General features: G+C 75.0%; 15 protein-coding genes and 2 pseudogenes. 12 read left to right on the top strand and 5 right to left on the bottom strand.

Annotated features, from left to right (window positions below):
* Nucleotides 1–694 precede the first annotated feature (694 nt).
* The 3 genes and pseudogenes from ACEXOX_RS20225 to ACEXOX_RS20215 form a co-directional block, all read right to left on the bottom strand.
* Nucleotides 695–2,128 (bottom strand): annotated as a pseudogene (locus tag ACEXOX_RS20225) (purine-cytosine permease family protein); the annotation flags it as partial.
* A gap of 125 nt (nt 2,129–2,253) precedes the next feature.
* The gene (locus ACEXOX_RS20220) at nt 2,254–2,865 is read right to left on the bottom strand and encodes a cysteine dioxygenase (protein WP_406522305.1); all 612 of its coding nucleotides are present in this window, start codon (nt 2,863–2,865) and stop codon (nt 2,254–2,256) included.
* 11 nt (nt 2,866–2,876) lie between these two features.
* A complete protein-coding gene (locus tag ACEXOX_RS20215) occupies nt 2,877–3,773 on the bottom strand; it encodes an amidohydrolase (protein WP_406522304.1) in 897 nt (298 codons plus the stop codon).
* Between the two features lie 167 nt (nt 3,774–3,940).
* Between ACEXOX_RS20215 and ACEXOX_RS20210 the strand changes: the two genes are divergently transcribed.
* The 4 genes from ACEXOX_RS20210 (at nt 3,941) to ACEXOX_RS20195 (ending at nt 7,242) form a co-directional block, all read left to right on the top strand.
* Nucleotides 3,941–4,957, top strand: a complete 1,017-nt coding sequence (locus ACEXOX_RS20210; RefSeq protein ID WP_406522302.1) for a LacI family DNA-binding transcriptional regulator — start codon at nt 3,941–3,943, stop codon at nt 4,955–4,957.
* A gap of 174 nt (nt 4,958–5,131) precedes the next feature.
* Nucleotides 5,132–5,392 (top strand): hypothetical protein, encoded by a 261-nt coding sequence (locus ACEXOX_RS20205; RefSeq protein WP_406522301.1) that lies wholly within the window; start codon nt 5,132–5,134, stop codon nt 5,390–5,392.
* Between the two features lie 268 nt (nt 5,393–5,660).
* Nucleotides 5,661–6,539 (top strand): MurR/RpiR family transcriptional regulator, encoded by an 879-nt coding sequence (locus ACEXOX_RS20200; protein WP_406526405.1) that lies wholly within the window; start codon nt 5,661–5,663, stop codon nt 6,537–6,539.
* A 118-nt stretch (nt 6,540–6,657) separates the two neighbouring features.
* Nucleotides 6,658–7,242 (top strand): hypothetical protein, encoded by a 585-nt coding sequence (locus tag ACEXOX_RS20195; RefSeq protein ID WP_406522300.1) that lies wholly within the window; start codon nt 6,658–6,660, stop codon nt 7,240–7,242.
* Between the two features lie 34 nt (nt 7,243–7,276).
* On the opposite strand, the gene ACEXOX_RS20190 is transcribed toward ACEXOX_RS20195, so the two are convergent.
* Nucleotides 7,277–8,578 (bottom strand): APC family permease, encoded by a 1,302-nt coding sequence (locus ACEXOX_RS20190; protein ID WP_406526404.1) that lies wholly within the window; start codon nt 8,576–8,578, stop codon nt 7,277–7,279.
* A 97-nt stretch (nt 8,579–8,675) separates the two neighbouring features.
* Nucleotides 8,676–10,058: a diaminopimelate decarboxylase gene (locus tag ACEXOX_RS20185; RefSeq protein ID WP_406522299.1), complete on the bottom strand. Its 1,383-nt coding sequence runs from the start codon at nt 10,056–10,058 to the stop codon at nt 8,676–8,678.
* 152 nt (nt 10,059–10,210) lie between these two features.
* On the opposite strand from ACEXOX_RS20185, the gene ACEXOX_RS20180 reads away from it, so the two are divergent.
* From ACEXOX_RS20180 to ACEXOX_RS20145, 8 genes and pseudogenes are all read left to right on the top strand, one after another.
* Complete coding sequence (locus tag ACEXOX_RS20180) at nt 10,211–11,473, top strand: NAD(P)/FAD-dependent oxidoreductase (protein WP_406522298.1); 1,263 nt, start codon at nt 10,211–10,213, stop codon at nt 11,471–11,473.
* Complete coding sequence (locus tag ACEXOX_RS20175; RefSeq protein ID WP_406522296.1) at nt 11,461–13,326, top strand: FAD-dependent oxidoreductase; 1,866 nt, start codon at nt 11,461–11,463, stop codon at nt 13,324–13,326. Before ACEXOX_RS20180 ends, ACEXOX_RS20175 begins: the two co-directional genes overlap by 13 nt.
* A complete protein-coding gene (locus ACEXOX_RS20170; RefSeq protein WP_406522295.1) occupies nt 13,323–14,324 on the top strand; it encodes a dihydrodipicolinate synthase family protein in 1,002 nt (333 codons plus the stop codon). The genes ACEXOX_RS20175 and ACEXOX_RS20170 overlap by 4 nt, the downstream gene beginning before the upstream one ends.
* On the top strand, nt 14,321–15,364 hold the full coding sequence (locus tag ACEXOX_RS20165) for a proline racemase family protein (RefSeq protein ID WP_406522294.1): 1,044 nt from the start codon (nt 14,321–14,323) through the stop codon (nt 15,362–15,364). The genes ACEXOX_RS20170 and ACEXOX_RS20165 overlap by 4 nt, the downstream gene beginning before the upstream one ends.
* A 96-nt stretch (nt 15,365–15,460) precedes the next feature.
* Entirely contained in the window at nt 15,461–16,090 is a 630-nt protein-coding gene (locus ACEXOX_RS20160) for a hypothetical protein (RefSeq protein WP_406522292.1), read from the top strand.
* Between the two features lie 121 nt (nt 16,091–16,211).
* The gene (gene hutU, locus ACEXOX_RS20155) at nt 16,212–17,870 is read left to right on the top strand and encodes a urocanate hydratase (protein WP_406522291.1); all 1,659 of its coding nucleotides are present in this window, start codon (nt 16,212–16,214) and stop codon (nt 17,868–17,870) included.
* 59 nt (nt 17,871–17,929) lie between these two features.
* Entirely contained in the window at nt 17,930–19,165 is a 1,236-nt protein-coding gene (locus ACEXOX_RS20150) for an allantoate amidohydrolase (RefSeq protein WP_406526403.1), read from the top strand.
* 74 nt (nt 19,166–19,239) lie between these two features.
* Nucleotides 19,240–20,564 (top strand): annotated as a pseudogene (locus tag ACEXOX_RS20145) (formimidoylglutamate deiminase).
* Nucleotide 20,565 lies beyond the last annotated feature (1 nt).

The raw sequence follows: 20,565 nt of genomic DNA, 5'->3' as shown, positions 1-20,565 counted from the left end.
CCGGACGCGACGACCGGCCCTGACCCGGTCCGCGTCCCCGCGGGGACCGCCGTCGTCCCGCCCCCGGCCCCGGCCGGGGTGCGGCGGTCCCCGCGCACCGGCCTTCGCGCCGGTCCGCGCACGGACTCGCGCGCCGGCTTGCGGAACGCCCCGCGCGCCGATCCGCGGAACGCCCCTTGCGCCGACCGCCTCCCGGCCCGCGTCGGCCGCCTCCCGGCCCGCGCCGGGCGGCTCAGTCCCATCCGTCCGCCTCCCGTTTGCGCTTCCCGGGCGCCCACCCGAAGAGGCCCGAGGTGTGCAGCGCGTTGACGCCGACGATCCCGGCCCAGCTGACCAGCATCCCGATCAGGTCCGCGTAGGCCGCGCCGATCGCGGACAGCGGGATCGCCAGCACCAGGGAGACGGTGGCGAAGCCGAAGCGCTCGCCGTAGCCGTTGCCGGGCCCGGACCGTGGACGGGGCGGCTGCGCGCCGCGCGCGACCTGCATCTGCTGTTCGGCGAACTGCCGGCGCACCCGCTGGTCGACCGACGTGTCGAGCTTCTCCAGGAAACGCTCGACCAACTCCGACTCGTACTCCGGCCCCAGCTCCTTGCGGGTCTGCAGGGTCGCGTCGAGTTCTTTCCGCAACTCCGGGTCATGGGTAGCCATGCTGCCGAGATTACGGACGGGAAGCGGGCCGCGCGGTAGGGCTTTCCCCGTATTCGTGGGGGTGCGGCCCGGCTCTTCGGTGCCGGCGGGCGGGACGCGGCCGGTGTCGTGGCGGGCGACGGTCCAGTACAGGACGGCGGGTACGGCCAGGCCGACGAGCCAGGAGAGGTCGGCGCCGCCGAGCGGGGAGACCAGCGGGCCGGTGTAGAAGTGGGTGGCCAGGAAGGGGAACTGGGCCAGCACCCCGGCCGCGTACACCGCCAGTGCCCGGCCGTTCCAGGCGCCGTAGCGGCCCGCCGGGTCGCTGAGCGCCGGGATGTCGTAGCGCTCCTTGGAGATCAGGTAGTAGTCCACCAGGTTGATCGCCGACCAGGGGGTGAAGAAGGTCAGCAGGAACAGCAGGAAGTCCTTGAACGAGGTGAGGAAGGAGTCCTTGCCGAGCAGGGCGACGGCGGTGCCCGCGAGCATGATGCCGGTGATGTAGAGGGTCCGGCCGCGCGGCGTGAGGGTGCTGCCCGTGCCTCCGGCGCCGGGCGCCCCCGGCTTGCGGAAGCCGCTGACGCTGGTGACCAGCGACATGAAACCGCCGTAGGTGTTCAGCACGTTGATGGTCAGCTTGCCGAGGGCGATGACGAAGTACAGCGCCGAGGCGATCAGGCCGGTGCCGCCCAGGGAGACGACGTAGGAGACCTCGTGGCCGACGAAGGCGGCGGGGGCCGCGGCGGCGGCGAGCGCGCCGAAGGTCATCGACCACTGCGAGCCGAGGACCGAGCCGGACAGCGTCCACCAGAAGGTGGCGCGGGTGGAGGTGTGCCGGGGGAGGTAGCGGGAGTAGTCGGCGACGTACGGGCCGAAGGCCAGCTGCCAGGAGGCGGACAGCGAGACGGCGAGGAGGAAGAGCGGGAAGGAGAAGGACCGGTCGTGCAGGAGCACGGCCAGGTCGGCCCGTTCCAGCAGGCGCGCGCCGAGGTAGAGGAAGGCCAGCGCGCAGACGACACTGGCGACGCGGCCCAGGATGTGGACGAGCCGGTAGCCGACCGCGGCGGCGACGGCGGTGACCACGGCGAAGACGACGATGCCCGGGGTGGCGCCCAGGTGCGTCAGCTCGCCGACCGCCTGCCCGGCAAGGACCGTGCCGCTGGCGAAGAAGCCGATGTACATCACGATGACCAGGGCCAGCGGCACCACCGCGCCGCGCACCCCGAACTGGGCCCGGGAGGTGATCATCTGCGGCAGGCCGAGCCGCGGCCCCTGGGCGGAGTGCAGCGCCATGACCGCGCCGCCGAGGAGGTTGCCGAGCAGCAGACCGATCAGGGACCAGAAGGCGTTGGCACCGAAGACGACGGCCAGCGCGCCGGTGACGACGGCGGTGATCTGGAGGTTGGCGCCGAGCCACAGGGTGAACTGGCTGACCGGCGTGCCGTGGCGTTCGTCGTCCGGGACGACGTCGATCGTGCGCTGTTCCACCACTGCCGCCATCGGCTGTCCTCTTCCGCGCATCGGCTGTATGAGTTCATGCAGGATCGATGTGGGTGAATGGAAAATCAATACCCGGGACCGGAAAAGGTGGAACCGGGGCCTCCGGGTACGGCCGTGGGCGCGGCTCAGGACCCGGACCCGGACGTGGCTCCGGGCCCGGCCATGGCTCCGGGCCCGGGTGTACGGAGGTCCGCGCAGGCCGCGGGCTCCAAGGGGCGCAGCTCGTCCGCGTACGAGACGGAGAGGCGGCGCATCAGTCCGTCCTCGGTGATGGCGTACTGCCCCAGACGCCACAGCGGCGGCGAGTACGCGTGCAGGGACACTGCGTCGTCGGTGGCGCCGGTGAGCCGGTGGATGTGGTCCGGGCCGAAGCAGAAGGAGGCGCCGGCCCGGACGGGGGCGGCCAGGTGCGCGCCGCCGATACGCGGGTTGGACTCGGTCAGCACGCCCTGGACGACCCGGACCGCGCCGGACGAGAGGTCGTGGTCGTGCCAGCCGGTGTCGTTCCGCCGGGTCCAGCACAGCAGCCAGACGTCCACGTACGTGTCGCGGTGCAGGGAGGCGTAGTGCCGCTCGGCGTCGGAGAAGGCGACCTCGCCGCGCCAGAGGCCGGGCGCGGCGGCCAGCCGGTCGACCAGGGTGCGCAGTTCGCGCTTGCCGAGGTTGCGGGCGGGGAGGGCGGTGAAGAGCGCGGGGACGTCGTGCGGCGGGGGTGCCGCGGGGACCTCGGGGGACATGTGCGGGCTCCTTACGCCGGGCCGAGGAGGCGGGCGGGGTTGGTGGTGCGCAGGGCGTGCGCGGCGGTGGCGCCGAGGTCGGGCACGTCCGGCACGGCGTACGGGCGGTCGCTGCCGTGCACCAGGGCGTCGATGCCGACGGCGCGGACGACCGCGTCCACGGCGCGCGTGCCGTAGGAGGAGGTGTCGTAGAAGACGCCGGGGTCGACGCGCCCGCGGTCCCGGCCGCCGCGCGCGGCGAGCCGTTCGCCGTGCAGCGGGGCGAGGCCCGCGAGAGCGGCGAAGCAGACGCGCAGGCGCGGATGGCGGGGGCGGCCGAAGGCGCGGAAGGCGAACCAGGCGGCGTGCAGTTGCTGGAGGTACGGGACCAGGGCGGGCCACCACGGAGGGCTGCCCGGCGGGGCCGGGGGAGCGGGCCCGGGGTGGACGAACAGGGGCCTGCCCAGGCCTTCCGCAGCATCGAGAAACGGCGCGCGACGGGCCCACCCGGCGGCGTCGGGCAAGGCGGTGGCGGGGAGTTGCAGCCCGACGCAGCCGCTGCGCAGCAGCCGCACGACGGAGGCGGGGTCGGGAGCCCGGGCGGACAGGCAGGGTGAGGCCCAGACGCCGAAGGGCGCGGGCAGCGCGAGCGCGCCCTCGTGGAAGGCGTCGAGCAGCGGGACGGCCTCGGCGGGCGGCAGGAATTCGACGCCGAGCGGACTGGAGAGGCAGATCAGGGCCCGGTCGAGCCCGTCGGCGCGGGCCAGTTCCGTCCGGGCGGTGAGGTCGTGGTCGGCGGGAACGACGGTGTACGGGGGTTCGCCGGGCAGGTGCAGCGTCCAGCCGTCCAGGCGGGGCGGCACCCGGCGGGCGCGCAGCAGGCCGGTGAACCGCGGGGGCCACACGTGCTGATGGACGTCGCAAGGCACGGACTTCCTCCCGTGGGTGGAGGAGGTCAACCGCTTCAGTGATGCGATTGAGTGAAGCGATTGACCGGAACGGCGTCAAGGGAACGGCAGGGGCGCCCGCGCGCACCCGGCGGCGGGCGGGCGAAGCAACACGCGGGAGACGCCGCTGCCTTGGGTAGGCTTCCGGCATGGTCAGGCCCCGTAAGCGCACCACCCTCCGCGAGGTGGCCGAGGCCACCGGGCTCTCCACCGCCGCCGTCTCCTACGCCCTGCGCGGCACGCACGTCTCCAAGGAGACCGAGGAGCGGGTGCGCAAGGCCGCCGCCGAACTCGGCTACGAGGCGGACCCCATCGCCCGCGCCCTGGCCAGCGGACGGACCAGCATGGTCGGCGTGCTGGCCGGTGACCTCCAGGACCTCTGGCAGCAGCAGCTGATGGCGGCGATAGGACGGGAGCTGCTCGCGGGCGACCGCTACGCCCTGATCCTCGACGCGGGCGGCGACCCGCAGCGCGAACTCGCCCTGGCCAAACAACTGCGCGACCAGCGTGTCGATGGCCTGTTGGTGTCACCGGTCGATCCTTCGGCGGCGGGCTGGGCGCAGATCGCCGAGGCGGTGCCGGTGGTGTCCATCGGAGACTCGCTGCGCCGCGCCCGTACGGCGGGCGAGGTGCTGTTCGACAACCGCGCCGGGATCGACGCCGTACTGGAGTACCTGGTGGGGCTGGGCCACCGCCGGGTCACCGTCCTGACGCCGACCGGCCCGTCCACCCCCGACCGGCCCGCCGACGTGTACGTGAGGGAGGCGGCCGGGCGCCTCGGCATCACCGCCGAAGTCCTGCCGTGCGCCCAGGAACTGGGCGAGGCGACGGCGGTCGCGCGGCGCGTGCTGGGCGGCGGCGGACCCGGCGGGGTGACGCCGACGGCGGTGTTCTGCTTCTCCGACTCGATCGCGTACGGGGTCTACGCGGCGGCGGCCGAGGCGTCGCTGGCGGTCGGCCGGGACGTCTCGGTGGTCGGCTTCGACGACCACCCCGTCTCCCGGGTGCTCACCCCGCCCTTGACGACGCTGGACTGGGGACTCGCCGGCATCGCCGCGGAGGCGGCACGGCTGGCCGTCGCCGCCGTCGAGGGGCGGCGCGTCCGGCGCAAGCGGATGCTGTGCGCGCCGCGGCTGAGCGAGCGGGGGTCGGCGGTACGGGTGTGAGGGGGGCGCCGGATGTCCTTGATGCCGGTCCCGCGGTCCCGCGGTGCTGCCCGGCCGTGCCCCGCGATCCTGCCCTCTTGCCCGACCACGTCCCGCACTCTTGCCCGACTGTATATCGTCATGCAGAGTCATCAGTGAGTGAATAAGGGCTGTCGGGGAAGGGAGCCGCGCACCATGCCGTCCCGGACTCCGGACCAGGAGAGGCGTCCCGGCCGTACGCCCGCCGCGGACGGCCCCGCCGGGCCCGCGCGCACGGTCGCCCTCGACGGGCGCGGACTCGGCGTAAACGGCAACGACGCCCTCGCCTTCATCAGCAGCGACGCGCTCACCCTCGCCCTGGCCGCCGGTGCGCTGGACGCGCGGATGGCGGACCGCCCGCTGATGGAGGACGTGGCGATGGCGGAGGGGCTGCTGGACGGGCCGGCCGCGCTGTGAAGCGGGAGGAAAGGGGCGCGGCGGGCGGCGAGGGCGCCGGCGGGGAAAGGGACGGGGAGCGCGTCCCGATTACGTACAGTCGGGCGGCGGGACGGGACCCGCGCGGTACGCCGCCGCCCCGCACGACCAGCAACGACACGAAGGCCGGGAGCACGGCCGCGAACACGGCCGGGAGGCAGCGATGAACGGGGACGGCGGCGAGGACCGCGGCGGCACGGCGGCGGAAGCGGGAGCGGAAGCGGGCACGCGGGGGGCGCACGGCACCCAGATGACGCAGGGGGCGCACGGTACGCCGGAGCCCGGTCCCGGAGCGGCCACCGGCACGGCGGCGCGCCTCCAGAAGCTCTTCGAAGGGCACCGCCTCACCCCGACCCAGCGGCGCATCGCGCACTGCATGGTGCGCCGGGCCGCCGACGCGCCCTTCCTCTCCAGCGTCGAACTCGCCGAACTGGCCGGGGTCAGCCAGCCCTCGGTGACCCGCTTCGCGGTCGCCCTCGGCTTCGACGGCTACCCGGCGCTGCGCAAGCACCTGCGGGAGGTCGCGCCCGCCGCGGCGGCGCGCGGCACCGGGACGTACAACGAGTACCAGCAGGCCGTACAGGCCGAGATCGACAACCTGCGGCACCTAGCGGCGGTCCTGGCCGACCCGGGCCCGGTGGTCCGGGCGGGCCGGCTCTTCGCGGCCTCCCGGCCGCTGCCGGTCCTCGGGCTGCGGGCGGCGACCGCGCAGGCCGCCGGTTTCGCGTACTTCGCGCGCAAGGTCCACCCGGACGTCCGGCTGCTCGACGAGGGCGGCACGATGCTCACCGACCGCATCGACGCGGCGGTGCGGGCGGGCGCGAGCACCCTGCTGTGCTTCGCGCTGCCGCGCCACCCGCGCGAGGTGGTGGACGCCCTGGAGTACGCGCGCGCCGCCGGTCTGACCGTCGTGACGGTCGCCGACAGCGCCTTCGCGCCGGTCGCCCGCCACACCGACCTGCTGCTGCCCGCAGCCGTCGGCACCGGCCTCGCCTTCGACACGGCCTGCGCGCCGATGCTGCTCGGCCGGGTGCTGCTGGAGGCGATGTGCGACGCGCTGCCGGACGCGCAGGCGCGGCTGGAGGAGTTCGACGCGAAGGCGGCCGAGCGGGGGCTGTTCGTGGAGTGAGCCGCCACCGCTCCACGGGCCTGACGACCGGCTTCACGGAATTCTCAGACGGGCTGGCTACCATCCGCCGCCGTGACGTCGATCCGTAGCCGGATCGTGGAGCGAGGAGGAGGTTGTCGTGGGTCGCGGGGCTGTTGCGCTGGCGCGGGTGGCGGTGCTGGTCCGGGCGCCGGCCGGGTGGCTGTGGTGGCCGGGTGTGGTGGCCGCGGGGGCGGGCGTGCTGGTGCCCGGGCTGACCGGGCGGCGGATCGGGGTGTTCGCCGGGGCGGCGCTGTTCATCGTCACGGCGTACGGGGTCTTCGCGGTGCGCCGCAAGCGGTACGCGCACCTGGCGAAGGCGGCGTCCCGGGCCGGCAAGTCGGCGATCCTCCAGGACCGTGCCGTGACGCTGCGGACCTGGCGGCGGGCTCACCGCTGGTGGCTGCTGCTTGCCTTCCTGGCCGCGCTCGGCTCCTCGTTCGCGCTGCCCGCGGCGGGCGGGATGCTGCTGGCCGGGGCGGGCCTCGGGCTGTGGGCCAAGGCGCTGTGGCTGGGCCGCTGGGAGCGGGAGCACGACGCGCTGCTGTGGGTCCGTACGGAGGCTGCCGTACGCGGCGGGCCCGCCGGACGGGACGTCCGCGGCTACCTGACGACGGGTGTGGCGGCCAAGGACGCGCGCCCCGGCGGGGCGAAGGCGGCCCGACCGAGGGTGGCGAAGGTCTGACGGCCGGCCCGGCAGTTGCTCCGACGGCTGGAAGTCACTCCCCCCGGACGCGCAGGACGAGCCGGTTCACGCCCCACAGCGCGATGCCGACCACCACCAGCACGGCGGCCCGTACGTACACCTCGACCGCCCGGTCGGCGAGCGGACTGGCCAGCGCGAGGGCCCCGGCGGCGCCGAGCACCGGGAAGACGGCGGGCGTACGGAAGTGGTGGTGCGGCACCCGGTCGCGGCGCAGCACCAGCACCGCCACGTTGACGACCGCGAAGACGCACAGCAGCAGGAAGGCCGTCGTGTCGCCCAGGCCCTCGATCTCGCCGGTGAGGACCAGGCCCAGGGCCAGCACCGTGGTCAGCGCGATGCCGACGACGGGCGTACGGCGGCCCGGCAGGACGCGGGCCACGGCGCGCGGCAGGATGCGTTCGTTGGCCATTCCGTAGCACAGCCGGGAGGCCATCATCATGTTGATCAGTGCGGAGTTGGTGACCGCGCACAGCGCCATCAGCGCGAACACCGTCGGCGGGAACGTCACGCCGCCCGCGTGCACCACTTCCAGCAGCGGTGCCGACGACTCCTGGAGCCGCCGGTGGTCGACCAGCAGGGACGAGACCAGGGCCACCAGGACATAGACGGTGCCGGTGATCCCCACCCCGAGGAAGATCGCGCGGGGGAAGCTGCGGCCCGGGTGCGCGGTCTCCTCCGCCATGTTCACCGAGTCCTCGAAGCCGACGAAGGCGAAGAAGGCGAGTCCGGTGGCGCCCAGTACGCCGGTCAGCACCGCGAATCCGGTACCGCCGGTGTCCAGCTCGGCCAGCCGCGCCGGCTCCCCGCCGCCGGTCCAGACCGCGTACACCCCCAGCCCGATGATGATCAGCAGGCCGGACACCTCGACCAGGGTCAGCACCACGTTCGCCTTGACCGACTCCGCCACACCGCGCAGGTTCAGCGCGGCCAGCGCCAGCACGAACACCACCGCGACCAGGGTCGGCGGCAGATCGGCGAAGGTGCGCAGATAGTCGCCGCTGAAGGCGCGGGCCGCGGCGCTCGCCGAGGACAGGCCCGAGCACATCACCATGAAGGCGACGAGGAACGTCAGGAACGGCGCCCGGAACGCCTTTTGCGTGTAGAGCGCGGCCCCCGCCGCCTTCGGGTACTTGCCGACCAGCTCCACGTACGAGGCGGCGGTCAGCGCGGCGATGCCGAAGCCGATCACGAAGGGCAGCCACAGGGCGCCGCCGACCTTGCCCGCGACCTTGCCGGTGACGGCGTACACACCGGTGCCGAGGATGTCCCCGACCACCAGCAGGATCAGCAGTTTGGGCCCGATGGCGCGGCGCAGGGGGTGTCGGGGGCGCTCGGGCCGTTCGGGTCGGCCGGTTCCGGGGAGTCCGTGGAGGGGGTCCGCATGAGCCCGGGATGCCCGCTCCAGGAGATCTTTAGAGCTGGGTGAGCGCGTCCCCGTACGCGCCGCCGCTCTCCGCGACCAGTTCGGACACCCGCTGCGCGGCCCGTACGGTCGCCCAGCGCGGCTCGCCGTCCGGGTCCGGCGCGTACCCGTACACCCCGGGCCGGGGGAGCGAGTTGTACGCGAAGTGGGTGGAGAAGTAGTACGCGCCGGTGTCCAGGAGGGCGACGTGGTCGCCCGGCTCCAGGGGCGGCAGCGGCCGGTTGCGGGCGATCAGGTCGCCCGCGAAGCAGCAGGGCCCGGCGACGTCCTGGGCGACCGGTTCACCGGTCTTGGGGCGCCCCTGCGCGTCGTACGCGGCCACCCGCACCGGCCAGGCGTCCGGCGCGAAGACCGTACGGGTGGCGACCTGCGCGCCCGCGTGGGTGACCGCGATGCGCCGCCCGCCGGCCGACTTGGCGTACTCGACACGGGCCAGGACCAGGCCGTGCTTGGCGAGCAGCGAGCGGCCGAACTCGGTCACCAGGCCGTACCGGCCGTCGAAGAGCCCGGGCACGGTGCGGTGCAGCAGCCGGGCGTAGTCGCGGTACGTCGGCGCCATCGCGTCGGACGCGAAGTTCACCGGCAGGCCGCCGCCGATGTCCAGCGTGGTGACCTGGGCCCGCGCGGCCTTCTCGTTGATCTCCTCGGCCAGCTCGTACAGGACCCGCACCCCGTCCGCCATCAGCTCCAGCGGCATCCCCTGGGAGCCGACGTGGGCGTGCAGCCGGGTCAGCCACGGCCGCTCCAGGAAGGTCCGTACGACCCGCTCGCGGGCGTCCTCGTCGCGCAGCGCCACACCGAACTTCGACGTGCCGGTGGCGGTGCTCATCGCGTCGATGCTGCCGCCGCCGAGCTGCGGGTTGACGCGCAGGCCCAGCGGCGAGGCGGTCGGCGCGGAGGCGGTCAGGGCGTCCAGGCGGTCCAGTTCGCCGAAGCTGTCGGCGTTGACGGCGATGCCGAGGGCGAGCGCCTCGCGCAGCTCGGCGTGGGTCTTGGCGGGCGAGTCCAGCACGGTACGGGCCGGTGGCACACCGGCCGCGCGGGCCAGTGCCAGTTCGCCGGGACTGGCGACCTCGCAGCCCAGGCCCTCCTGGGCGAGCAGCCGCAGTACGGGGACGAGCGAGGCGGCCTTGACGGCGAAGGCGTGCAGCACCGGCGTGCCGGGTGCGGTGAACGCGTCGAACGCGGCGCGCAGTTCGGCGGCGGAACGGCGGATTCCGGTGATGTCCAGCAGCCCCGCGACGGGGTCGGCGGCGCTCACCAGCCCCTGGGCGACGGCTGCCGCGACGGCGCGGTCGCGCAGGGCGGGGGCCGGGGAGGGCGCGGAGGAGGAGTCGGGAGACGGCGGGGGCGGGGGCGTCGCGGGGCTCATGTCACCACTCCACCACCTGCCCGCCGTGGCTGCCATCGACCGGCACCCGCGCAGGCGGTGTTGACCTCTCCGGCACGCGGCAATAACGTCACGGCGCTCTCACGAGGGGTCCCTTCACGCGGACGCGCGACGCGGAACGGTGGTGCGGGTTCATGCGATACCGGCACGTCCAGGCGAGACCGGCGGTGCGGCAGGGCTCCCCGTACCCGCCGCCCCGGCCCCCGTACCCCGACGTGGTCGTGGTCGGCAGCGGCATCATCGGCGCGGCCTGCGCCGAGGCGCTCACCCGGCGCGGCGTACGCGTCACCGTGCTGGACCGCGCGCCGCTCACCTCCGGCACGACCGCCCACGGCGAGGGCAACCTGCTCGTCTCCGACAAGCCGCCAGGGCCCGAACTGACCCTGGCGCTCGCCTCGTCGGCCCGCTGGCCACGGCTGCTCGCGGAGCTGGGTGAGGAACTGGGCGCGGGGCTCGCGGAGCGGTGCGAGTACGAGACGAAGGGCGGCCTGGTCGTCGCCCTCGGGGAGGCGGGCGCGCGGGCACTGGCCGGGTTCGCCGCCGCCCAGCGGGCCGCCGGGGTCACCGCCCGCGAGGTCGGCCCGCACGACGTACACGCCTACGAGCCGCACCTCGCCCCGGGCGTCCGCGCCGCCGTCCACTACCCGCGGGACGCCCAGATCCAGCCGGTCGCGGCGGCCGCCGCGCTGCTCGGCGCCGTACGGCGGCGCGGCGGCGCCCTGCGGTCAGGGGTGCGGGCGTTCGGTGTCGAGCGCGGCACGGACGGGCGGGTGACGGCGCTGCGCACCTCGGCCGGGACGCTGCCGTGCGGGGCGGTCGTCAACGCCTGCGGGCCGTGGGCGGGCCGGTTCGCGGCAGAGGCGGGCGCGCCGCTCCCCGTCCAGCCGCGCCGGGGCCTGGTGCTGGTCACCGCGCCGCTGCCGCCGGGCACGGTCCGGCACAAGGTGTACGACGCGGACTACGTGGGAGCCGTCGGCAGCGGCGACGCGGACCTGCGGACCTCGACGGTCGTCGAGGCCACCCGGGGCGGGACCGTGCTCATCGGGTCCAGCCGGGAGCGGGCCGGCTTCGAGGAACGTTTCCGCGTCGCCGTCCTGCGTGCCCTCGCCCGTAAGGCGACGGCGCTGTTCCCGGTGCTGGGCCACGTCCCGGTGATCCGCGCGTACGGCGGCTTCCGCCCGTACACCCCCGACCACCTCCCGGTCATCGGCCCGGACCCGCGCCTGCCGGGCCTGTGGCACGCCACCGGACACGAAGGCGCGGGCATCGGCCTGGCACCCGCGACCGGCGAACTCCTCGCCCAGCTGTACGCGGGCGAACCGCCGTGCCTCGACCCGGAGCCGTACCGGGTGGCCCGGCCGGGACTGGCGGCGGAGGAGGCGCGGTGTTCCGCGTGACGGTGGACGGCGCCGAGCGGTGGGCCCGGACCGGCCAGACGGCCGCCGCGGTCCTGCTGGCCGACGGGCGCGCCTCCTGGCGGACCACCCGCGGCGGCCGCCCGCGCGGGATCTTCTGCGGGATCGGCGTCTGCCACGACTGTCTGGTGGTCGTCAACGGCGTACCGGACGTACGGGCCTGCCGGCGCGTGGTCGAGGCGGGCGACCGCATCGAGACGCAGGAGGGCGCGCGGCTGCCATGCCTTTCCCCGGAGACGGGCGCGGGCACGACCCCGGGGGAGGCGCGTGAGGTGACGGTGCCAGTGGTCGTCGTGGGCGCCGGGCCCGCGGGCCTGGCGGCGGCACTGGCGGCGGCCGGGGCCGGGGCGCGGGTGGTGCTGGTGGACGACGGGGAGCGGCCGGGCGGGCAGTTCCTCCGGCAGGCGGCGGACGGCCCGGCGCGGGGCGCGGCGGTCCGCGCCGTACAGGAACACCCGCGCATCGAACGGCTGCCAGGGAGCACGGTCTGGGCGCTGGAGCCGGGCGGTGGCCTGCCCTCGGGGACGCCGAACCGTACGGACGCGGGCTGGACCGTCCACGTCCTCCAAGGCCCCGCCGACGCCCCCGGCCGCACGGCCCACACGCTGCGCACCGCCGCGCTCGTCCTGTGCACCGGCGCGTACGACCGGGCCCTGCCGTTCCCCGGCTGGGACCTTCCGGGCGTCGTCACGGCGGGCGCGGCGCAGGCCCTCGCCAAGGGCCAGCGGACGGCGATCGGCCGCCGGGTGGTGGTCTCCGGCACCGGGCCGTTCCTGCTGCCGGTCGCGTCGTCGCTGTTCACCGTCGGCGCGCGCGTCCTCGGGGTGTACGAGGCGGGCTCGCCCGCCGCCTGGCTGCGCACTCCCGTGGCCGCGGTCCGCGACGGACACACCAAACTGCCCGAACTGCTCACCTACGCCGCCAGGCTGGCACGGCACCGCGTCCCCTACCGGACCCGCCAGGCCGTCGTGGCGGCGCACGGACGGGACCGCGTCGAGGCGGTGACGGTGGCGCGCCTCACGCCCGGCTGGCAGATCAGCCCCGGCAGCGAACGCCGCGTCGAGGACGTGGACGCGGTCTGCGTCGGCTACGGCTTCACCCCGCAACTGGAACTCGCCCTCGCCGCGGGCTGCGCGCTGCGCGACAACACCTGGGTCGCGGTCGGCGCCCGGCAGCAGACCTCCGTACCCGGCGTGTACGCGGCAGGCGAGCCCACCGGCATCGGCGGCGCGGCACTCGCGGCGGCGGAAGGCGAACTGGCGGGGCTGGCGGCGGCCCACTGGGCGGAGCGCCGCGGTGACGCGGCCGGGTGGGCCCCGGCCGACGTGGTGGCACGCGGCTCGGCCGCCCGGCGGCGGGTCCTCGCGGGCCGCCGCTTCGCCCGGCTGCTCGCCGCCGCCCACCCCGTACGCGACGGGTGGCACACCTGGCTCGGCGAGGACACGCTCGTCTGCCGCTGCGAGGAGGTTCCGTACGGCGTGCTGCGTACGGCGGCGGGGGAGCGGGGCCCGGACGGCAGTGGCGGCCTCGCGGCCGACGGCATGTGCACGTTCAAGCTCGCCACCCGCGTCGGCCTGGGCCCCTGCCAGGGCCGGATCTGCGCCCGCAACGCGGCCGGACTCCGCGGCCCGGACACCCTCCCCGACCCCCAGACGGCCGACCGGCGCCCGATCGCCCAGCCGGTCCGCCTCGCCGACCTGGCCGCACCCGGCCCCGAGCCCCGCGGCACCAGCGCCCTCGACCCCAGCGCCCTCGACCCCAGCGCCCTCGACCCCAGCGCCCTCAACCCCGGCGCTCCCGGCCCCGCCGCACCGTACCGAGAGGACCCGACATGACGGACCACGCGACGCCGCAGACCCGTACGTCCCACCCGTCCCCCACGTCCCGTACATCCGGCACCGCCGCCTCCCGTACGTTCCTGACCGGCGTCATCGTCGCCACCGCCCTCCCGTACGCCGAGGACCGGAGCGCCCCCGCCGGGCTCCGGCCGGACCTGGACCGGTACGCCGAGCACTGCCGCTGGCTCGTCGACAGCGGCTGTCACGGCGTCGGTCCGAACGGTTCGCTCGGGGAGTACTCCTCCCTCACCGACGACGAACGGCGCGCGGTGGCCCGTACGGCCGTCACGGCGGTGGGGCGGGACGCGCGGGTCGTCGTGGGCGTGCACGGGGTCGGCGCACACCAGGCGCGGTACTGGGCGGAGCTGGCGGCCGAGGACGGCGCGGACGGCGTGCTGTGCCTGCCGCCCACCCTCTACCGGGCCAACACCGCCGAGGTGGTGCGGCACTTCGAGGAGGTCGCGGCCGTCGGCCTGCCGGTGATGGTCTACAACAATCCCCTCGACACGAAGGTCGACCTGACGCCGGAGACACTGCGCGAGGTCGCGGCGATCGACGGGGTGGTGGCCGTCAAGGAGTTCTCGGGGGACATCCGCCGGGTGCTGCACGTCAAGGAGCAGGCCCCCGGCCTGGACGTGGTGGCGGGCGCCGACGACCTGGTGCTGGAGGCGCTGCTGATGGGCGCCACCGGCTGGTTCGCCGGCTTCCCCAACGTCTTCCCCGCCGCCTGCGTACGCCTCTACGAGCTGGCCAGGGCCGGGCGGGTGGCCGAGGCGCGGGAGCTGTACGAACCGCTGGTCGCCGCGTTCCGGTGGGACTCGCGGACCGAGTTCGTGCAGGCGGTCAAGCGCGGGATGGACCTCGTGGGCCGGTACGGCGGACCCTGCCGGCCGCCGCGCGGCCCGCTGCTGCCCGAGCACCGGCGGCAGCTGGACGCGGACATCCGCGGCGCCGTCCAGGCACTGGAGATCTGGGCGAAAGCCGAGGGGCGGTGACGGCCGACGGCACTCCGGCCCCGTTCGCCGCGCGCAGCGTGCGCACCTTCGGCGCCGTGGACTCGCACACCGAGGGCATGCCGACGCGCGTCGTCACGGACGGCGTCGGCACCATCCCCGGCGCGACCATGGCCGAACGCCGCCGCTACTTCGTCGAACACCTCGACCACATCCGCCAGTTGCTGGTCAACGAACCACGCGGGCACCCCGCCATGAGCGGTGCGATCCTCCAGCCACCGACCCGGCCCGACGCCGACTGGGGCGTCGTCTACATCGAGGTCTCCGGATGCCTGCCGATGTGCGGGCACGGCACGATCGGCGTCGCGACGGTCCTGGTCGAGACGGGCAGGGTGGCGGTCACCGAGCCCGTCACAACCGTACGGCTGGACACCCCGGCCGGGCTGGTGGCCGCCCGGGTCGCGGTGCGCGACGGCCGCGCCGAGCACGTCACCCTGCACAACGTCCCCTCGTACGCGCATGAACTGGACGCCGTGGTGAAGGTGCCCGGCTACGGCGAGGTCCGCTACGACCTGGCCTACGGCGGCAACTTCTACGCGATCACCCCGCTCGCCGCGCTGGGCATCCCGTTCGCCGCCGCCCACCTGGACGACATCATCGCCGCCGGGCTGGCGGTGATGGCCGCGGTCGAGGAGCGCGACCGGCCCGTGCACCCGGCCGACCCGGCCATCTCCGGCTGCCACCACGTCCAGTTCACGGCCCCCGGCACACCGGGACCGGACGGCTCGGACTCCCGTAACGCCATGGTCATCCACCCCGGCTGGCTCGACCGCTCGCCCTGCGGCACCGGCACCAGCGCCCGGATGGCCCAACTCCACGCGCGCGGCGCGCTCCCGCTGCACCGGCCCTTCGTCAACGAGTCCCTGATCGGCACCCGCTTCACGGGCCGGCTGGTGGGCACGGAGCGGGTCGGCGGGCGGCCGGCCGTCGTGCCCACGGTGACCGGACGCGCTTGGATCACGGGCACGGCCCGGTACGTCCTCGACCCGACCGACCCGTTCCCCCGGGGATTCGTGCTGTAGCGGAGGCCGCGGCGGGTTCCCGGTTCCGGGTGTGCTGCTGCGAAGGTGAACAGTCGTGCGCGGCCGTCGCGCACGAGCGACGAGGAAGCGGAGCACATGTTCACCAAGGGAATACCGGGCCGGCAGCACGCACGGCGAGGGGCCTGCGCGCTGGCCGCCGCGGCCGCGGCACTGGCGTTGCAGACCGGAACGGCGGCGGCTTCGGGCCCGGCCGAGGCGCTGACCTCGACTGTGCGTACGGCCCCTGCCCCCGCCCCGGCCGAGGCGCTGACTCCGACCGCGCGTACGGCCCCGGCTCCCGCCCCGGCCGTACGGATCACCGAGGGCCAGGTCCGCGAGGCCGCTCCCGGCGGCACCCTGCTCTACCCGAGCGTGACCAGTTGCCTGACCGTGACGGTCCGTCTCGCGGACGGCGGCCTGGTGGGCGCGCACGCCAGCCTGTTCCAGGTGCCGGGGGAGTACCGCTCCGACCGCATCCTCGGCGCCCTGCGGGACCGGGTGGGCGGCCGGGACGTGACCGCGGTGGAGGTCAGGGGCGCGGTCGGTGCCTGGCTCCCCGGCTATTTCACGAAGGCGATCGAGAGCTACGGGGACGGCGAGACCGTACCGTTCCCGGCCGAGCCCGACCCCGGTGGCCTGGCGGCGGCGGTGGCGGACGGCCTGGGACAGCCGCGCGCGAAGGTCACGGTGACGGACGTGCCGGACGGCGACCAGACGGTGGGCTGAGGGAGTGGCCGGCGGGCCGGGGCGGCGGACGGGTCGCCCCGACCTGTTGACTAGCCCTATTCAGCACCCCAAGATGTGAATAGCTCGATCCATTCGCATCGACGTCAGGGAGGCACGGCCCATGTCAGGACCGCGACCCGTGCGGGCACCGCGCGGTACGGAACTGAGCGCCCGGGGATGGCAGCAGGAAGCCGCGCTGCGCATGCTGCAGAACAATCTCGACCCGGAGGTCGCCGAGCACCCGGACAAGCTCGTCGTCTACGGCGGCACCGGCAAGGCCGCCCGGGACTGGCGCTCCTTCGACGCGATGGTCCGCACACTGACCACGCTCAAGCAGGACGAGACCATGCTCGTCCAGTCCGGGCGGCCGGTCGGCGTCATGCAGACGCACGAGTGGGCGCCGCGGGTCCTGATCGCCAACTCCAACCTGGTGGGCGACTGGGCCAACTGGGAGGAGTTCCGGCGCCTGGAGGCCCTCGGCCTGACCATGTACGGGCAGATGACCGCCGGTTCGTGGATCTACATCGGCACCCAGGGCATCCTCCAGGGCACCTACGAGACGTTCGCCGCCGTCGCCGCGAAGAAGTTCAACGGCTCGCTGGCCGGCACGATCACCCTCACCGCCGGGCTCGGCGGCATGGGCGGCGCCCAGCCGCTCGCCGTCACGATGAACGACGGCGTCGCGATCTGCATCGACTGCGACCCGCGCGCCATCGAGCGGCGCATCGAGCACCGCTACCTGGACGTGCGGGCCGACAGCCTCCAGCACGCCCTCCAGCTCGCCGTCGAAGCCCGTGACCAGCGCAAACCGCTGTCCATCGGCCTGCTCGGCAACGCGGCGGAACTGCTGCCGCGGATGCTCGCCGACGGCGCGCCGATCGACATCGTCACCGACCAGACCTCCGCCCACGACCCGCTGGCCTACCTCCCGCTCGGCGTGGACTTCGCGGACATGGCCGCCTACGCGGCCGAGCAGCCCGCCGACTTCACCCGCCGGGCCCGCGAGTCGATGGCCAAGCACGTGGAGGCCATGGTCGGCTTCATGGACGCCGGCGCCGAGGTGTTCGACTACGGCAACTCCATCCGCGGCGAGGCCGAACTCGCGGGCTACAAGCGCGCCTTCGCCTTCCCCGGCTTCGTGCCCGCCTACATCCGGCCGCTGTTCGCCGAGGGCAAGGGCCCGTTCCGCTGGGCCGCGCTGTCCGGCGACCCCAAGGACATCGCCGCCACCGACCGGGCGATCCTGGACCTCTTCCCGGAGAACGAGTCGCTCGCCCGGTGGATCAAGCTGGCCGGCGAGCGGGTGCACTTCCAGGGCCTGCCCGCCCGGATCTGCTGGCTCGGCTACGGCGAGCGCGACAAGGCGGGCGAGCGCTTCAACGACATGGTCGCCGACGGCACCCTCCAGGCACCGCTGGCCATCGGCCGCGACCACCTGGACTGCGGCTCGGTGGCGTCCCCGTACCGGGAGACCGAGGCGATGCTCGACGGCTCCGACGCCATCGCCGACTGGCCGCTGCTCAACGCCATGGTCAACGTCGCCTCCGGCGCCTCCTGGGTCTCCCTGCACCACGGCGGCGGCGTCGGCATGGGCCGCTCGATCCACGCCGGACAGGTCACGGTCGCCGACGGCACCCCGCTGGCCGGCGAGAAGATCCGCCGGGTACTGACCAACGACCCGGGCATGGGCGTCATCCGCCACGTCGACGCCGGCTACGAACGCGCCGACGAGGTCGCCGCCGAACGCGGCGTGCGCATCCCGATGCGGGAGGGCGAGTGACCACGACGCACGACGGCCCGGCGGCCGCCGCCGGGCCGGGCGCGCCGTCCTTCCACGAGATGTGGCGCGACCTCGCGCCCATCGGCCGTCACTCCGGCTCCGGCGGCTACCGCCGCTTCGCCTGGACCGGCGCCGACGCCGACTGCCGGGCCTGGTTCGAGGCCCAGGCCCGCGCCCGTGGACTCTCCTACGAGCAGGACCGCAACGGCAACCAGTGGGCCTGGCTGGGCGCCGCGTCCGCCGCGGACGTGGCCCCCGGCGAAGCCGTCGTCACCGGCTCCCACCTCGACTCCGTCCCGGACGGCGGCGCCTTCGACGGGCCGCTCGGCGTCGTCTCCTCCTTCGCCGCGCTCGACGAACTCCGCCGCCGCGGCGCCGAGCCCGCCAAGCCGCTGGCGATCGTCAACTTCGGCGACGAGGAAGGCGCCCGCTTCGGCCTGGCCTGCGTCGGCTCCCGGCTCAGCGCGGGACAGCTCACCGTCGAGGCCGCCCACCAGCTGCGGGACGGCGACGGGGTGACGCTGCCGCAGGCCATGGAGCGGGCCGGCCACGACCCGGACGCCATCGGCCCGGACCCCGACCGCCTCGCCCGCATCGGCGCGTTCGTCGAACTCCACGTCGAACAGGGCCGTGCCCTCGACCTGACCGGCGACCCCGTGGGCATCGCCTCCGCCATCTGGCCGCACGGCCGCTGGCGGTTCGACTTCCACGGCGAGGCCAACCACGCGGGCACCACCCGTCTGGCGGACCGGCGCGACCCGATGCTCACCTACGCCGCGACCGTGCTCGCCGCCCGGAAGAGCGCCGAGCCGGCCGGCGCGCTGGCCACCTTCGGCAAGATCAGCGTCGAGCCGAACGGCGTGAACGCCATCCCGTCGCTGGTCCGCGGCTGGCTGGACTCCCGCGCCGCCGACCAGGAGACGCTGGACACCGTCGTCGCCGCCATCGAGCGGGCGGCCGCCGAACGCGGCGCGCGCGACGGGGTCGACGTCCGGGTCACCCGGGAGTCCTTCACCCCCGTCGTCGAGTTCGGGAACGCCCTGCGGGACGAGCTGGCCAAGATCCTCACCCACACGGCGGACCACCGCCCGGGCGGCGCCCGCGAGGTGCCCGTGCTGGGCACCGGCGCCGGGCACGACGCGGGTATCCTGTCCGCCTCCGTCCCCACCGCCATGCTGTTCGTACGCAACCCCACCGGCGTCTCGCACTCGCCCGCCGAACGCGCGGCCGAGGACGACTGCATCGCCGGGGTGACCGCACTCGCCGACGTACTGGAGGGCCTGGCGTGCAGGTGACGCCGCAGGAAGACGAGCCGGCCCCGCGCCCCGGAGGCGACGGGCCGAGGCCGGCCGCCCCGAAGACGTACTGGCTGGAACACGCCTGGCTCGGCACGCACGTCGAGCCGGGCGTGGCCGTGGACGTGGATCCGGCCGACGGCCGTATCGGCGCCGTACGGACCGAGGTGCCCACCCCGCCGCCGGGCGCCGTCCCCCTGCGCGGCCTGACCCTCCCCGGCCTCGCCAACGCCCACTCGCACGCCTTCCACCGGGCCCTGCGCGGCACGGTCCAGGTCGGCTCCGGCACCTTCTGGACCTGGCGCGAGGTGATGTACCAGGTCGCCTCCCGGCTCACCCCCGACTCCTACTACGCCCTCGCACGGGCCGTGTACGCGGAGATGGCGCTGACGGGCATCACCTGTGTCGGCGAATTCCACTACCTCCACCACGGACCGGGCGGCACCCGCTACGCCGACCCCAACGCGATGGGCGAGGCCCTGATCGCCGCCGCCGACGAGGCGGGCATCCGCATCACCCTGCTGGACACCGCCTATCTCTCGTCCGGCTTCGGCGCCCCGCCCGACCACCACCAGCTGCGCTTCTCCGACGGCACCGCCGACGCCTGGGCCGAGCGTGCCGCCGCCCTGAAGGACGGCCGCCCGCACGCCCGCATCGGGGCGGCCGTGCACTCCGTACGCGCCGTGCCCGCCGACCAGCTGAGCACCGTCGCGGAGTGGGCCGACCGGCGGCAGGCACCGCTGCACGTCCACCTCTCCGAGCAGACCGCCGAGAACGACGCCTGCCGCGCGGCACATGGCCGCACCCCCACCGAACTCCTTGCCGCCCACGGCGTCCTGGGCCGCCGCACCACCGCCGTGCACGCCACCCACCTCACCGACGAGGACGTCCGGCTGCTGGGCGCGGCCACCACCGGCGTGTGCATGTGCCCCACCACCGAACGCGACCTCGCCGACGGTATCGGCCCCGCCGTCCAGCTCCAGGCCGCCGGCAGCCCCTGTCGCTCGGCAGCGACAGCCACGCCGTCATCGACCTCTTCGAAGAGGCCCGCGCGATGGAGCTGGACGAACGGCTGCGCACCCGCACCCGCGGCCACTGGACCGCCAACGCCCTGCTGCGCGCCGCGACCGCCGACGGCCACGCGGCACTGGGCTGGGACGCGGCGGGCACCATCGAACGCGGCGCGCTCGCCGACCTCACCACGATCGCGCTGGACTCCGTACGCACCGCGGGCCCGCTGCCCCGGCTGGGCGCCGAGACGGCCGTATTCGCCGCCTCCGGAGCGGACGTGCGCCACACGGTGGTCGGCGGCCGCCAGGTCGTACGCGACGGAGTCCACGCACGCGTGCCCGACGTCCCCACCGCGCTGGCCGAGGCCATCGCGGCCGTACACGGCTGAC

Source organism: Streptomyces sp. Ac-502 (assembly GCF_045222935.1).
Lineage (GTDB): Bacteria > Actinomycetota > Actinomycetes > Streptomycetales > Streptomycetaceae > Streptomyces > Streptomyces monomycini.
This window is presented reverse-complemented; position numbering and strand designations above follow the sequence as displayed.

Excerpts from the sequence above, each read along its gene's own strand:
- ACEXOX_RS20205 (WP_406522301.1), top strand. The coding sequence starts at position 5,132 with ATGCCGTCCCGGACTCCGGACCAGGAGAGGCGTCCCGGCCGTACGCCC.
- ACEXOX_RS20170 (WP_406522295.1), top strand. The coding sequence starts at position 13,323 with ATGACGGACCACGCGACGCCGCAGACCCGTACGTCCCACCCGTCCCCC.
- ACEXOX_RS20210 (WP_406522302.1), top strand. The coding sequence starts at position 3,941 with ATGGTCAGGCCCCGTAAGCGCACCACCCTCCGCGAGGTGGCCGAGGCC.
- ACEXOX_RS20200 (WP_406526405.1), top strand. The coding sequence starts at position 5,661 with ATGACGCAGGGGGCGCACGGTACGCCGGAGCCCGGTCCCGGAGCGGCC.
- ACEXOX_RS20185 (WP_406522299.1), bottom strand. The coding sequence starts at position 10,058 with ATGAGCCCCGCGACGCCCCCGCCCCCGCCGTCTCCCGACTCCTCCTCC.
- hutU (WP_406522291.1), top strand. The coding sequence starts at position 16,212 with ATGTCAGGACCGCGACCCGTGCGGGCACCGCGCGGTACGGAACTGAGC.
- ACEXOX_RS20180 (WP_406522298.1), top strand. The coding sequence starts at position 10,211 with ATGCGATACCGGCACGTCCAGGCGAGACCGGCGGTGCGGCAGGGCTCC.
- ACEXOX_RS20160 (WP_406522292.1), top strand. The coding sequence starts at position 15,461 with ATGTTCACCAAGGGAATACCGGGCCGGCAGCACGCACGGCGAGGGGCC.
- ACEXOX_RS20220 (WP_406522305.1), bottom strand. The coding sequence starts at position 2,865 with ATGTCCCCCGAGGTCCCCGCGGCACCCCCGCCGCACGACGTCCCCGCG.
- ACEXOX_RS20150 (WP_406526403.1), top strand. The coding sequence starts at position 17,930 with ATGTGGCGCGACCTCGCGCCCATCGGCCGTCACTCCGGCTCCGGCGGC.